The organism is Crossiella sp. SN42 (assembly GCF_023897065.1).
In the GTDB taxonomy this organism is placed as follows: Bacteria; Actinomycetota; Actinomycetes; order Mycobacteriales; family Pseudonocardiaceae; genus Crossiella.
This window is the reverse complement of the sequence record NZ_JAMHIV010000031.1, coordinates 1-14,030: the sequence shown is the minus strand read 5'-3', so window position 1 is coordinate 14,030 and position 14,030 is coordinate 1. Positions and strand designations below refer to the sequence as shown.

The following is a 14,030-nucleotide window of genomic DNA, read 5'->3' as shown; positions in this document are numbered from 1 at the left end:
GGCGGCACGGGCTCCGGCCCGCGGGGGTCAGCGCACGGTGAGGGTGAACTCAGTGCTGCCGGACTTGCCCGCGCTGTCGGTGGCGGTGATGGTGATCTTGTAGGTGCCGGTCTGGAACGGGACGCCCACGCTCATCCGCGAGCTGCCGCCGGGGCTGACCGTGGCGGGCATGAACATCGGCCGCGAGGGCAGGCCCTCGGCGCTGAGGCTGATGGTGCCGGTGCCGCCGGTGACGGCGACCGTGGTGTTGATGAACCCGCCCGGTCCGGAGGTGGCCGAGCTCGGGGTGGCCGCGGGCTTCGGGCCCTCGGTGGAGCCGCCGTCGCCGACGGTGAGGGTGTACTCGGCGGTCTTCGCGCCGGAGCCGCCCTTGGCCGTGACGGTGACCTTGTGGGTGCCCTTCGGCGTGCTGGACGCGGTCTCGATGGTCAGCTTGGCGACCTCACCCGAGGTGATCGAGGCCGGCTGGAAGGTGGCGGTGGCCCCGTCGGGCAGGCCGGCGGCGCTGAGCTCCAGCTTCTCCGCACCCTGGTCGCCCGCCTTGCTGGTGACGCTGGTGGAGATGTGCTTGCCGGGCTCGACCTTGCCGGAGGACGGTGAGAGGCCCACGGTGAACTTGCCGTCGCCGGGCTGCCCGCCGATCTCCTTCCTGGCCCAGTCGCCCATCTCGTTGGTCAGCCGCGCCATGATGCTGTAGCGGTCGCAGCCGCTGGCGCCCCAGGACACCACCCCGGCCACCACACCGTCCACAATGTACGGACCGCCGCTGTCGCCACTGCACGTCCCGGTGCGCCCGTCGTCATAACCGACGCACACCATCACATCCGGGTTGACCCGGATGTTGAACACCTGGCAGTTCTTGGCGTCGTTGACCGGCAACGTGGTCTTGTACAGCGCACCGGAGCCGCCGCTGGAGCTGGTCCGGCCGTAGCCGAAGACGGTGCCGGACTTGCCGGGCTGGGTGAGCCCGGTGTCACCGGAGCCCGCCACCTTCGCCCACTGGCTCTCCGGCACGGGCAGGTCGTCCGCGGTGGTGATCACCGCGACGTCGTGGCCGGTCTGCCAGGAGTTCGGGCCGGTGTAGCGCGGGTGCGCCTTGAAGGAGGTGACCTTGGTGCGGAAGGTCTCATCGCCCGCGGTGGTGAGGTCGTCGTCGCCGTAGATGTAGCTCTTGGCCCCGCCGACGTCGATCATGCAGTGCGCGGCGGTGAGGATCTTGCGCTTGCCCACCACCGCGGCGGTGCAGGACTGGCCCTGCGGCCCGCCGCCGCCGGCGCGCACACCGGCGATGACGAAGGGGTTCTCCTTGACCGTGGTGCGCTGCCCGTTGATGACGTTCGCGCCCGCGTCGCCGGCTTTGAGCTCATCGGTCGGGAGGGCGGCGGTGCTGATCGGGGCGGGCTCGGCGATCGCCGCGGTCACCGGCATGGCCAGCGCGGCCAGTGCCAGGCACAGGGCGGTGACCAGACGTGGTGTTCTCATGGTGCTCCTTGACTCGCAGGGGATTGGCGCGGACTCAGAAGGTGATCGACCACCCGGTCAGGGTTCCGGTGTCGAAGCGGTGCACATCGCGGACCGAGAGCCGCCAGGTGCCGTTGGCCTCCTCGCGGGAGGCGTCCACGGTGAAGCTCTGGTGCACGCCGCCCGCCTCGCCGACGCCACCGGCGCGGTGCAGCGGGAAGGTGGCTCCGCTCGGGCCGATCAGGTCGATGGCGAGGTCCCCGGTGTAGCCGTGCTCGATGTCCACCCGGACCGGCAGCGTCGCGGATGCCTTGCCCTCACAGGAGTTCTGCGTCACGGTGCTGCCCACCGCGGCGCCCGCGTCCGGAATGGACACGTCCTCGTCGTTGGTCTTGACCCCGCACTTGGTCGGGCCGCCGCCGATGAACCCGGTGTAGAGCAGCTTGTTCGGCGAACCGGCCCCCGGGTTGGTCACCAGGTTCGGGGTGGCGTTGTCCACCAACGCGTCCCGGACCTGCTGCGGGGTCGCGCCCGGGTTCGCGCCCAGGTACAGCGCAGCCGCGCCCGCGCCGTGCGGAGAGGCCATCGAGGTGCCGCTGCCGGTGCGGTAGGCGCCGGTGTGGTCGGTGGAGTAGATGTTGCCGCCAGGGGCGAACAGGTCCACGCAGCGGCCGTAGTTGCCGCTGCGGCCGCCGCCCTGGTTGATCCAGCCGATGGTGAAGGCCTCCGGGGTGCGGCCGGGGCTGGCCGTGCAGGCGTCCTGGCCGTTGTTGCCCGCCGCCACCGCGACCACAAATCCCTTGGCCACCAACGCCTTGACCTGTTCGTCGCCGACGCCGACGGTGTCCATCACCAGGCTCAGGTTGACCACGCCCGGCTTGACGCCGTTCTTGGCCACCCATTCCAGCGCGCTGACCGTGGCCGAGTCCGGGCCGGAACCGCCGCAGTTCAGCGAACGGACCGCGACCACCTTGGCCTTCTTGGCCACGCCGACGGTCTTGCCCGCGATGGTGCCCGCCACGTGGGTGCCGTGCCAGAAGCAGTCGCTGGCGTCGTTGTCGTTGTCGATGAAGTCGTAGCCGTGGCTGGCCCTGCCCTCGAACTCCGAGTGCTGGATGCGCACCCCGGAGTCGATGACGTAGGCGGTGGTGTTGTCCGCCTTGTTCGGGTAGGTGTACTTCTTGTCCAGGCTGGTGGTCCGCTGGTCGATCTGGTCCAGGCCCCAGGACGGCGGGTTGGGCTGTTCCTCGGCGACCGCCCTGGTCGTGCCGTCCTCGTGCACCGCCTTGACCGACGGGTCGGCGGCCAGCAGCTTCGCCTGCCGCTCGGGCAGGTCGCGGACCGCGAACCCGTTCAGGGTGGCCGAGTAGGTGTCCGCGACCACCCCGCCGTAGCGCTGGGTGAGCGTGCTCGCGTGGCCCTCGGCCGCACGGGCGCTGTCCTTCAGCACCACGAGGTAACGCCCGGCGATGTGCTCGCCGGCCTGGACGACGGCGGCTTCCGGCTGGGCGGTCGCGACTCCCGCGGTCACGGTCATCGCGACCGCGGCGACGGCCAGCAGAGCCGCTGTTCTTCGCGTCCTGTGCATCGGTTTCCTCCATTCCGCAGTGGGTGGACATCACCATTCGGCCTCGGCGGAGGGGGAACAACCGTGGTAAGTCCCCGTAGGGGTACCCGACTTGACCGCACCCGGCGGACCAGCCGAATTCGGGGTTATGGCGGCAGATCCGCCGACCTACCCTGGCGGTCGACGACGGGAGTGCGGATGCTCGACGATGCCGTGCGAACCCGCTCCGGTCCGCCGCCGCTGATCGGCCGGGACGCGGAGCTGGCCGCCCTGCGCGCCGCGACCGCACGGCCGCCCTCGGTGGCCTTCGTGGCGGGCGAGGCGGGGATCGGCAAGACCAGGCTGGTGGCCGAGCTGGCCGCCACCGCGCGCGGCGGGCCGGCCCAGGTGGTGATGGCCGCCTGCCAGCCGCTGGCCGACCCGTTCCCGTACGGGGTGCTGCTGGACTGCCTCAGCCGGTGCGGGCACCGGCTGCGCGATCCCGGACCGGTGACCGGCGCGCTGCGCGACCACCTGCCCGAGCTGGCCGCGCAGCTGCCGCCCGCGCCGCCGCCGCTGGGCGATCCGGTGGCCGAACGGCACCGGGTGTTCCGCGCCATCCGGCAGCTGCTCGCCGCTCTGGGCCCGACCGTGCTCGTGGTGGAGGACCTGCACTGGGCGGATGAGCGGACCCGCCAGGTGCTGCGCTTCGTGCTCGCCGACCCGCCGCCGGAGCTGTCCGTCGTGGCCACCTACCGCTCCGAGGATCTGCCGGCGCAGGCCCCGCTCGGCCGCGCCCTGCGCATCCCGCCCGGGGTGACTGGGGTGCACCTCACCCTGCGCCCGTTCGAGGCGGGGGAGGTGCGCGCGATGGTCAACGCCGTGCTGGGCGCGCCACTGACCTCCGCGCACTTCGCCGAGGCGCTGTGGCGGGAGACGGCCGGTATCCCGTTCGTGGTGGAGGAGACCGTGCGGGCGCTGCCCGCGCCGGAACGGGACGTGCGCACCGACGAGACGGCCGCGCGCTGGGTGCTGGCCGAGACCGGGGTGCCCGCCCTGGTGCGCGAGGCGGTGCAGGAGCGCGTGCGGGGCCTGCCGCCCGCCGCCCGCGCGCTCGCCGAGGCGGCCGCGGTGCTCGACGTGGCGGAGTCGGCCGACACCCTGGCCGCGGTCGCGGGGGAGGCCGAGCTGGACCAGCTGACCCTGCTCGTGCGCTCGGCGGTGCTGGTCGAGGTCTCGGCCGACCGCTACGGGTTCCGGTGCCCGATGGCCGCGCGGGCGGTGCGCGAGTCGACCCCTGGCCCGTGGCGCGGCGAGCTGCACAAGCGCGCCATCCGGGTGCTGTCCGGGCTCGACCGCAAGCCGCTGGCCCGGCTGGCCGCGCACGCCAAGGCCGGTGGCCTGGTCACCGACTGGCTCCGGTACAGCGAGCTGGCCGCCGACGCCGCGGTGGCGGGCCGGGACGTGCCCACCGCGATCGACCTGCTCTGCCAGGTGATCTCCGATGCGGACGCCAGGGCCGAGGACGTGAACCGGCTGGCGATGAAGCTGTGCGACAACGCGGTGGCCGGGCTGCACAGCCCTTCGGCACTGGCCCGCGTGGAGGACCTGCTCTCCGACCCCCGGCTGACCGCCGACGTCCGCGGTGAGGTGCACCTGTGGTTCGGCCTGCTGCTGCTCCGCCAGACCGGCGAGTCCGACCGCGCCGAGGCGGAGATCGCGCACGCGGTCGAGCTGCTGGCCGACCAGCCCGGCCGGATCGCGCGCGGCATGGCGGTGCTGGCCGTGCCCTACCTGAACACCGCGCCCCTGGCCGAGCACCAGGCCTGGCTGGACCGGGTGGAGGGCATCCTGGACCACCTGCCCACCCGCGCCCTGCGCCTGGCCGTGCTGGCCACCACACTCGGCGGCAGGCTGATCGCGGGCGACCCCAGCGCCTGGGACCGCGCCGCGCGGCTGCCCGCCCCGGCCGAGGCGCTGGACCCGGAGGAGGTGCGCCACCTGGCCCGCGCGCACTGCAACCTGGCCGACGCCTGCTCGTGGATCGGGCACCACCAGCGGGCGAAGGCCTTCCTGCGCACCGGGCTCACCCTCGCCGCCAGGGTCGGCGCGCCGTACGTGATTGGCGCCGCCGAGGCCACCGCGGTCCGGCTGGACTGGCTCACCGGGCAGTGGTCAGGGCTGGAGGAGCGGATCGCCGAGCTGCTGCGGACCTACGCGCACCTGCCGCCGGTCACCACCGAGCTGAACCTGGCCTGCGGCTGGCTGGCCACCGCGCGCGGCGACTGGGCGCGCGCCGAAGCGGGGTTCCAGGCCGCCGAGGGCGCCCACCCGGCGGCGGCCACCATCCCGGTGCGGATCGCCGCGGTCGGCGGCCTGGCCGCCATGCTGCTCAGCCGGGGCGAGACCGCGGCCGCCGAGCGGCAGGCCGAGCGCGGAGTGGCCCTGCTGCGCGGAAAAGGGGCCTGGATCTGGGCGGGAGAGGTGGTGCCGCACGCGGTCGAGTGCTACCTGGCGGGAGACCGCCCCGAGGCCGCCCGTGACCTGCTCGCCGAGCTGGCCGACGGCCTGACCGGCACCGACGCCCCGTTCGCCCAGGCGACGCTGACCGCCTGCCGGGCCAGACTGGCCGCGGCCACCGGCGAGCGCGGCGAGGCCCAGCGGTTCTACCAGGCCGCGGTCGAGGAGCACCGCGAACTGGGCCTGACCTACCGCGCCACCCAGCTCGCCGAAGCGGCCCTGCGCGCGGCTCCGCCCGACACCGCCGCACTCGGTTCGCTCGCCCAGACCTACGACGCCCTCGGCGCCACCGTCGACGCCGCCCGCTGCCGCCACCACATCCGCAGCATCGGCGTGCCCACCCCCTCGCCCCGGGGCAGACGCGGCTACGGCAGCCAGCTGTCCCCGCGCGAACAGGACATCGCCCGCCTGGTGGCCAGCGGCCGCACCAACCGGGAGATCGCCCAGGCCCTGTTCATCTCCCGGCGCACGGTGGAGGAGTACGTGGCCAAGGTGTGCCGCAAGCTCAACGCCGCCTCCCGCCATGACATCCGGCTCTGAAGCGTCACCGCTTACGCGCGCGCAGGCTGGACTCCCGCACGATGAGCTCCGGCGCGAAGAGCACGTGCTGGTGCTCGTGCTCGGCAGGCGTCATGGTCTCCGCGATCACCAGTTCCGCCGCGGTGCGGCCGATGAGCTGCCTGGGCTGGCGCACCGAGGTCAGCGGAACCGCGGCCGAGGCGGCGAAGTCGATGTCGTCGTAGCCGACGATCGCGATGTCCTCCGGCACCCGGACACCGGTGCGCACGAAGGTTTGCAGCATGCCGAGGGCGAGCAGGTCGTTGGCGCAGAACACCGCGTCCGGCCGGGTGGCCCTGGCCAGGATCTGCTCGCCCGCGCGCTGCCCGGAGGCGACGTTGAGCGCGGGCACGGTCAGCTCCTCCAGCACGCCCTTCGGCCTGCGTGCCTTGCGCACGGCGTCCATCGCGCCCCGGCAGCGCTCCCGCGCCTGGTGCACGTGCGCGGGGCCGTTGACCATCACCAGGCGCTCATACCCCTCGGCGAGCAGGTGGGTGACCGCGAGCCGCCCGCCCGCGCGGTCGTCCACCGCGACCGAGCACAGGTCGAGCTCCGTGGTCGGGTGGTCCACCAGCACGACGGAGAGCCCGCACTCGCGCAGCCTGCGCACCGAGGCCAGGTCGGTGGCCACCGGCGTGATCAGCACGCCGTGCACCCGTTGCTCGGTGAGCAGTTCGACGTGCCTGGCCTCGCGCTGCGGCGACTCGTCGCTGTTGCACAGGATCACCGCGTGGCCCGCCTCGCTGGCCGCCTCCTCCGCGCCCCTGGCCACGTCGGTGAAGAACGGGTTGCCGACGTCGAGCACCACCAGGCCGATGGCCTTCGGGGTGCCGGAGCGCAGCTGCCGTGCGGCGTCGTTGCGCACAAAACCCAGCTCCCCGATGGCGTGCAGCACCCGCTCCCTGGTGCCCGGCGCGACGATCTCCGGCCGGTTCAGCACGTTGGACACGGTGCCGACGGACACCTTCGCGCGTGTCGCCACGTCGCGAATGCTCACCTGTGGCCGCACCACCGCTCCTGTCCCTCGGGTCCCGTAGCGGAGTGTAGGCCCGAAGATCAGGTCAGGGCGGAGCTTGGTGTGTTGAATCGATTCAAAGACAAGCTAGGGTAGCGGCCGGGCTGGCGTCAAGCCGTTGCGGAAAGCGCATTCCGTGTTGCAGGGTAAGGAAGTCGCCGGAGCGAGGAGGAACCGCCGTGGGTTCGCGACGATGGGCAATGCACGCGGCGGTCCTGGCGGTGACGCTGCTGCTGCCCGCCACCGCGGTGGCCGGACCCGGCCCCCGGCACCGCGCCCCGCTGGAACAGCTCGACCGCGGCCTGGTCGCCGCCACCACGGACCGGGGCGTGCAGCTGAGCTGGCGGCTGCTCGGCGAGGAGGTCACCGGGGCCACCGCCACCGGTATGGCCGGGCCGGAGTTCGCCGTCTACCGCGACGGCGCCCGGGTGGCCACGGTGTCGGCGAGCACCACCTACCTCGACCCGACCGCCCGGCCCGGCGCGCGGTACCGGGTCGCGCCACTGGTGCGCGGCGTACCCGTCCGGTGGTCGAAACCGGTGACCGCGTGGGCCGCCTCCTTCCACGACCTGCCGCTGCGCAAGCCCGCGGACGGCGTGACGCCGGCCGGGGAGAGCTACACCTACCTGGCCAACGACGTCAGCGTCGGCGATGTGGACGGCGACGGGCAGTACGAGTACGTGGTGAAGTGGGAGCCCTCCAACGCCAAGGACGTCTCGCAGGTCGGCTACACCGGTCCCGTGCACCTGGACACCTACCGGCTCGACGGCACGCTGCTCAACCGCGTCAGCCTCGGGGTCAACATCCGGGCGGGCGCGCACTACACCCAGTTCCTGGTCTACGACTTCGACGGCGACGGCCGCTCGGAGCTGATGGTCAAGACCGCGCCGGGCACCAAGTCGACCGGCCGCGACGGCCGCGAACGGCACATCACGCTGCCACCGGAGGACGTTCGCGCGGGCTACCGGCACACCGATGACTACCGGCTGAGCGCCGCGGGCTACTACCAGCACCTGGTGACCGTGTTCCGGGGCTGGGACCGGCATCCGGAGGTGCTGGCCGGGCGGTGGCCGAAGACGCTGGAACAGGCCTTCGGTCTCGAACCGCGCTACCGGTATCCGTTGTCCGACAACGACGCCAGGGCGCTGGCCGACCACTTCATCGACGTCTACGCGCCCGGCCGCAGCCCGAACAACAAGCTCAGGGACTTCGCCGGGTTCATCCTGGACGGACCCGAGTACCTCACCGTGTTCGACGGCGCCACCGGCCGCGAGCTGCAGACGGTGCGCTACCAGCCGGGCCGGGGCGACGACGGGCTGCGGTGGGGCGACTACGCGATGGGCCGGATCGAACCGGGCAACCGGGTCGACCGCTTCCTCGCCGGCGTCGCCTACCTCGACGGCAAACGCCCCTCGGCGATCTTCGCCCGCGGCTACTACACCCGGGCCGCGGTGGCCACCTACGACTGGGACGGCAGGCGGCTCAAGCAGCGCTGGCTGGCCGACAGCGGCTGGACGCCGATGAGCAACCCGTTCAACGACGCACCGCACGGCCGCGACGGCGAGAACCCCAGCCACGCCAAGCTGACCGGCCAGGGCGCGCACTCGCTGAGCGTGGCCGATGTGGACGGCGACGGCAGGCAGGAGATCGTCTACGGCGGCGCGACCCTGGACGAGGACGGCAGCCTGAAGTACAGCTCCACCGGGATCCTGCCGCCGGGCAGCGCGGATCCGGGCGCCCGCGCGCGGGTCGGGCACGGGGACGCCTTGCACGTCACCGACATCGACCCGCACCGGCCCGGCCTGGAGATCTACATGGTGCACGAGGGCGCGAGGTGGGCCCCGTACGGCTATGCCCTGCGGGACGCCGCCACCGGCGAGACCCGGTACGGCGGCTACTCCGGCCGCGACACCGGCCGTGGCATGATCGGCGACGTCCGGCCGGACGTGCCGGGCATCGAGACCTGGGCGTCGATGCCGGGCGGTTCCGGCGCGGTCGGCATCTGGAGCGCGGACGGCAGGCTGGTGGAGGAGCGTTCTCCCGGCACGAACATGAGCATCCGCTGGGCAGGCGACCTGACCACGCAGCTGGTCAGCGGGGCGATCGAGGAGACACCGGCCATCGACGACTGGCGGCGCGGCAGGCTGCTCACCGCCGAGGGCACGCGCACCAACAACCACACCAAGGGCAACCCGTCCCTGGTCGCCGACGTCTTCGGCGACTGGCGCGAGGAGCTGTTGGTGCGCACCGCGGACAGCTCGGCGCTGCGGATCTTCACCAGCACCGAGCCGACGAACCACAAGATGTACACGCTCATGCACGACAAGCAGTACCGCGTGGACGTGGCGCGCCAGCAGACCGGCTACAACCAACCGGCCTACCCGGGCTTCTACCTCGCCTCCGATGTGGACTGGCAACGAGTGCCCCGGCCGCCCCGCTGACCACCCTGACCCGGAGGACAACTCTCGTGCCCGAGTTCCGCATCGGCGAGCAGGACTTCCTGCTCGACGGCCAGCCGTTCCGCGTCCTCTCCGGTGCGCTGCACTACTTCCGCGTGCACCCAGAACAGTGGGCCGATCGCATCGACAAGGCCAGGCGGATGGGGCTGAACACGATCGAGACCTACGTGCCGTGGAACGCCCACGCGCCAACGCCTACCGAGTTCGACCTGACCGGCGGGCTCGACCTCGGCCGGTTCCTGCGCCTGGTGGCCGAGGCGGGCATGTACGCGATCGTCCGCCCCGGCCCCTACATCTGCGCCGAGTGGGACAACGGCGGCCTGCCCGCCTGGCTGTTCCGCGACCCGGAGACCGGCATCCGCCGCTCCGAACACCGCTACCTCACCGCGGTGCGCGAGTACCTGCGCCGGGTGCACGAGGTCATCGCGCCGTTGCAGGTGCACCGGGGCGGACCGGTGATCCTGGTGCAGATCGAGAACGAGTACGGCGCGTACGGCAGCGACAAGGCCTACCTCCAGACGCTGGTCGACTACACCAGCGACGCGGGCATCACCGTGCCACTGACCACAGTGGACCAGCCCATCGACGAGATGATGGTGGCCGGCCGGATCGACGGTGTGCACATGACCGGCTCGTTCGGCTCCCGTTGCGCGGAACGCCTGGCCACCCTGCGCAGGCACCAGCCGACCGGACCGCTGATGTGCTCGGAGTTCTGGGTCGGCTGGTTCGACCACTGGGGCGCCCACCACCACACCACGCCGGTCGAGGACTCGGCCGCCGAGCTGGACACGCTGCTGGCCGCGGGCGCCTCGGTCAACATCTACCTGGTGCACGGCGGCACCAACTTCGGGCTCACCAGCGGCGCCAGCGACAAGGGCGTCTACCAGCCCACGGTGACCTCCTACGACTACGACGCCCCGCTGGACGAGGCGGGCAGGCCGACCGCCAAGTACCACGCCTTCCGCGAGGTGATCGCCAAGTACCACCCGGTGCCGGACGCGCCGCCGCCGGCGCCGCCCGCGCCGTCGCTGACGACCCCGCTCGGCGACCCGGTCCGCCTGTTCGACAACCCGGAGGCCTGGGGCAGCTGGCAGCACCACCACACCCTCCCGCGCCTGGACGACCTCGACGGCGCGCCGCGGCTGGCCCTGCTGCGCACCCGGATCGACGCGCCGGGAGCCGCGGTGCTCGGCTTTGGCGAGGTGCGGGACCGGGCCTCGGTGTTCCTGGACGACCAGCCGGTCGGCACCCTGCTGCGCGAGCACCACCAGCGGGTGCTCGGACTCGGCAGCGGCACCGGCTCGCTGTCGGTGCTCATCGAGGACCAGGGCCGGGTCAACTACGGCCCGCGCATCGGCGAGCCCAAGGGCCTGATCGGCGGCGCGACGCTCAACGGCGTCCCCCTCACCGGCTGGGACGTGCTGCCGATCGACCTCAGCTGCCCGCCGCCGGTGTGGCCCGACGAGCAGCGCACGCCGCTGACCGGCCCGGTGGCCGGACCGGTGCTGCTGCGCGCCGGGTTCAGCCTGCCGGAGCCCGCCGACCTGCACCTGGACACCCAGGGCTGGGGCAAGGGCGTGGTGTGGGTCAACGGTTTCTGCCTCGGCCGGTACTGGTCGCGCACCCCGCAGCGCACGCTCTACCTGCCCGGCCCGGTGGTCCGCGCCGGGGAGAACGAGGTGGTCGTGCTCGAGCTCGACGCCATGGGCGAGCCGGTCGTGCACTTCGTGCCCGAACCTTTGCTCGGGCACACCGAGGCCTGACTCCTTTCTTCCGTCGAATCGACCGTTTCGACTGTCGAACGCACGTCGAACCAACTTTTCGTTGCCTTCGACACATTCGCTCTCTAAGGTCCCGGTGAACCGCTTCGATTCAGCGGCGGATCGAATTCCGTTCAATGCTGTGCGGAAAGGACGAGTTGATGAGCAAACTAATTCGTGCGCTTGTGGTGGCGGTGGCCGCGCTACTGGCGGTGGCGCTGGGAGCGCCTGCCGCGTCCGCGGCGGCCTGGTCGTCCTCGGACAAGTGGGGCACCTGGTCAAACGGTGGCTACACGGTCCGCAACAACATCTGGGGCGGCGGTGCGGGCCCGCAGTCGATCTGGGCGAACTCGTACAGCAACTGGGGCGTGTGGGCGAACCACCCCAACACCGGCGGGGTGAAGTCGTACCCGCACGCGGGCAAGGCGATCAACAAGCGGATCAGCTCGATCGGTTCCCTGCGCAGCAGTTTCAACGTGAGTGTGCCCGGTTCGGGCGCCTACGCGACCGCGTATGACATCTGGGCCAACAACAACGCCTACGAGATCATGCTGTGGATGAACAAGACCGGCCCGGTCGGCGCCATCGGCTCCTTCCAGGTCCGGGCCAGCGTCGGCGGCCACACCTGGGACGTCTACCGCGGCTCCAACGGCAGCAACGCCGTGTTCTCCTTCCTGCGCACCTCCAACACCTCGGCAGGCACGGTCGACATCAAGGCGGTGCTGGACTGGATCCGCAACCGCGGCTGGTACGGCGACGTCACCGTCGGCGATGTCCAGTTCGGCTACGAGATCACCTCCTCCAACGGTGGCCTGAACTTCACCACCAACAGCTACTCGGTCTCGGGCGGCTGACCGCGGCTGAAACGTGGGCAGGCGGGCGGTGTGTTCAGCCCGCCTGCCCACGGTCTGGTGGCCCCCGCTAGTTGACGTCGATGACCGCGGTGACCCGGCCCAGCGCCGTCGTCCCGACGACCACGACCTCACCGGTCGCCCCGGCCGGAAACGCTTGCCAGCGAACGGGAATCGCCGCGGTGGTGTTGGTCGCGGTGGTGAGGGCGCGGACGGTGGCGGGTAGTGCCGGGACCTCGCCGGTGCGGGCGCTGAGGTAGACGGTGTCCTCCAGGACGTGCTTGGCCCGGCTCGCGTTGAAGACGTTGATCGAGGCGTGCGGCTCCCAGGTGTTGGGCAGGCCGGGCACAGCGCGGAACATCGGCTGGAAGCCAGCGGGTTCCCAGACCAGCACGCCGGCGCCCTGGTTGCCGACCACGTCGTTGGCCGCCTGGAAGACCCGCTGGATCGCGTCTGCCTGGCCCTGGATGGTGCGCGGGAAGGGCGAGTTGGGCATCGGCGAGCCGTTGCCCCCGGAGGCGGGGTAGGCGGTCTCGGCGATGTCGATCTCGTAGCCGGGGTAGGCCTTGGCCATCGTGTGCAGGTTGCGGTCCAGGGCCTCCGGGGTGCCGTGCCACTCCGGGTAGTAGGAGATGGCGAGCACGTCCGGGTTCTGGCCCTTGGCCTTGACCCTGGTGAGGAACTGGTGCCAGAACTCCATGGTCTTGGCCAGCCGGTCGGTGCCGACGATCACGTGGATCTCCACCTTGGACTGCGGCGAGGTGTCCCGGACCGCCTTGATCCCGGCCGCGGCCAGCGTGGTGAACCGGTCCCAGGCCTCGTGGTAGAGCCGCTGCTCGACCGGGTCGCTCGACTGCCAGTAGCGCCACAGCAGGCCGCCGCCGGGCTTGGCCTGGTAGATCTCGGCCTGGTTGACGAAGTACGGCGGGTCGGTGGTGCCGATGAGGGCCGCCTCGCTGCCGTACAGGAACCCGTTGATGATCTCGTTGCCGACCGCGACCTTGTCCGGCCTGGTGCCCTGCCGGATCAGCTGGCGGAGGTAGTCGCGGGTGTAGCCGTAGACCGCCTTGGTCAGGTCCTCGAACTCCAGCCCGGCCCAGGCGCGCGGTTTCGGTTGCTTGGACGGGTCGGCCCAGGAGTCGGCGTAGTGGAAGTCGATGCCGAGGCCCATCTTCCGGTCCTTGATCCACCGTGCCGACTGGAGCGAGCGTTCCGGTCCCTGGCGGGGGATCGGCGTCGGCTCGCCGGTGCTCTCGCTCCTCGGCTCGTTGAAGATGCGCAGCCGGGCGTACTCCATGCCGCGGTCCTTGGCCACGTCGAGCAGGTGCGGCCCGGCTCCCTTGTTGGCGGCCAGCGGGTGCACCCAGTGCTCCTGGTCCTGGCGGTCGTCCACCCAGGACAGGTCCGCGCCGAGGGTGAGGTCCGGGCGCAGGTAGTTGAAGACCTGGAGCTCGCTCACCCCGATCCTGGCTTGACCGGACGCGCCGAGCACGGTGAGACGGACGAAGCGGGTGCCCGGCCGGGTGAACAGGTGCACCGCGCCGCGCGCGGCGGTCCGGTCGGCGATCTGCGTCCACCGGCGGCCGTCGGCGGAGACCTCGACGCGGTACCGGTGGGTCACCCCGCGCTCGGCGAAGAGCACCTTGACCTTGCGCAGGTTGTCATAGCCGCCGCCGAGGTCGACGGTCAGCCACTGCCTGCCGGCACCCTCCGCGTACCAGGAGGTCGCCGGGTTCCCGTCGATCGCCGAGGGGGCGGTGGACGAGCCGCTGCTGGCGGTGGCCGAGGCCCAGAACTTGGCGGCGATGTTGCTCTCGATCGGCTTGATGTCAGCGGTGCCGTAGAGGGCGTGTGCCGGCG

General features: G+C 71.9%; 8 protein-coding genes. 4 read left to right on the top strand and 4 right to left on the bottom strand.

From position 1 onward, the window contains the following. Window positions 1–27 precede the first annotated feature (27 nt). Window positions 28–1,482 carry a trypsin-like serine protease gene (locus tag M8C13_RS32205; RefSeq protein WP_252484531.1) on the bottom strand — a complete coding sequence of 485 codons (1,455 nt, stop codon included), beginning with the start codon at window positions 1,480–1,482 and terminating at the stop codon, window positions 28–30. Window positions 1,483–1,516: 34 nt separating this feature from the next. Next, window positions 1,517–3,049, bottom strand: a complete 1,533-nt coding sequence (locus M8C13_RS32200; protein ID WP_252484530.1) for a S8 family peptidase — start codon at window positions 3,047–3,049, stop codon at window positions 1,517–1,519. 177 nt (window positions 3,050–3,226) lie between these two features. Here M8C13_RS32200 and M8C13_RS32195 point away from each other — a divergent pair, with 177 nt between their 5' ends. Continuing rightward, window positions 3,227–6,067: an AAA family ATPase gene (locus M8C13_RS32195; protein ID WP_252484529.1), complete on the top strand. Its 2,841-nt coding sequence runs from the start codon at window positions 3,227–3,229 to the stop codon at window positions 6,065–6,067. A 4-nt stretch (window positions 6,068–6,071) separates the two neighbouring features. Here M8C13_RS32195 and M8C13_RS32190 read toward each other — a convergent pair whose 3' ends face one another. Then, the gene (locus M8C13_RS32190) at window positions 6,072–7,067 is read right to left on the bottom strand and encodes a LacI family DNA-binding transcriptional regulator (RefSeq protein ID WP_374213218.1); all 996 of its coding nucleotides are present in this window, start codon (window positions 7,065–7,067) and stop codon (window positions 6,072–6,074) included. A gap of 233 nt (window positions 7,068–7,300) precedes the next feature. Between M8C13_RS32190 and M8C13_RS32185 the strand changes: the two genes are divergently transcribed. From M8C13_RS32185 to M8C13_RS32175, 3 genes are all read left to right on the top strand, one after another. Then, window positions 7,301–9,541, top strand: coding sequence for a rhamnogalacturonan lyase (locus M8C13_RS32185; protein ID WP_252484527.1), 2,241 nt, complete (start codon window positions 7,301–7,303; stop codon window positions 9,539–9,541). A 26-nt stretch (window positions 9,542–9,567) separates the two neighbouring features. Next, window positions 9,568–11,322 (top strand): beta-galactosidase family protein, encoded by a 1,755-nt coding sequence (locus tag M8C13_RS32180; protein WP_252484526.1) that lies wholly within the window; start codon window positions 9,568–9,570, stop codon window positions 11,320–11,322. A 158-nt stretch (window positions 11,323–11,480) separates the two neighbouring features. Next, on the top strand, window positions 11,481–12,173 hold the full coding sequence (locus M8C13_RS32175; RefSeq protein WP_252484525.1) for a hypothetical protein: 693 nt from the start codon (window positions 11,481–11,483) through the stop codon (window positions 12,171–12,173). Window positions 12,174–12,240: 67 nt separating this feature from the next. Here the strand turns inward: M8C13_RS32175 and M8C13_RS32170 are convergent. Next, a partial coding sequence (locus tag M8C13_RS32170; RefSeq protein ID WP_252484524.1) for a glycosyl hydrolase 53 family protein occupies window positions 12,241–14,030 on the bottom strand: 1,790 nt, incomplete at its 5' end.

Coding starts and splice junctions, on each gene's coding strand:
- M8C13_RS32205 (WP_252484531.1), bottom strand. CDS start 1,482: ATGAGAACACCACGTCTGGTCACCGCCCTGTGCCTGGCACTGGCCGCG.
- M8C13_RS32200 (WP_252484530.1), bottom strand. CDS start 3,049: ATGCACAGGACGCGAAGAACAGCGGCTCTGCTGGCCGTCGCCGCGGTC.
- M8C13_RS32195 (WP_252484529.1), top strand. CDS start 3,227: ATGCTCGACGATGCCGTGCGAACCCGCTCCGGTCCGCCGCCGCTGATC.
- M8C13_RS32185 (WP_252484527.1), top strand. CDS start 7,301: ATGCACGCGGCGGTCCTGGCGGTGACGCTGCTGCTGCCCGCCACCGCG.
- M8C13_RS32175 (WP_252484525.1), top strand. CDS start 11,481: ATGAGCAAACTAATTCGTGCGCTTGTGGTGGCGGTGGCCGCGCTACTG.